Source organism: Bacillus sp. SIMBA_074 (genome assembly GCF_046534555.1).
Classification (GTDB): domain Bacteria; phylum Bacillota; class Bacilli; order Bacillales; family Bacillaceae_G; genus Bacillus_A; species Bacillus_A mycoides.
This window is the reverse complement of record NZ_JAWRYM010000585.1, coordinates 1-269: the sequence shown is the minus strand read 5'-3', so window position 1 is coordinate 269 and position 269 is coordinate 1. Positions and strand designations below refer to the sequence as shown.

Annotated in this window: 1 protein-coding gene; it reads left to right on the top strand. The window is 76.2% G+C overall.

The features are described 5' to 3' along the window. Positions 1-25: 25 nt before the first annotated feature. The coding region (locus SB773_RS32075) for an aldehyde dehydrogenase family protein (protein WP_410594383.1) at positions 26-269 on the top strand (244 nt) is incomplete at its 3' end.

Below are 269 nucleotides of genomic sequence, written 5' to 3'. Positions count from 1 at the left end.
GTTCGTCGCCGCCGCCGCCGCACGCGTGCCCGGCGATCCGCAGCGCGAGGACACCACGCTGGCGCCGATGGCCCGCGCCGACCTGCGCGACGAACTGCACCGGCAGGTGCAGGCGAGCGTGGGCAGGGGGGCGAAGGTGCTGCTCGGCGGCGCGCCGGTCGCCGGCACGCATGCCGCCTACGCGGCGACGATCCTCGATGCGGTCGGGCCGGGCATGCCGGCTTACGCGGAGGAACTGTTCGGGCCCGTCGCGGCGATCATCCGGGTCA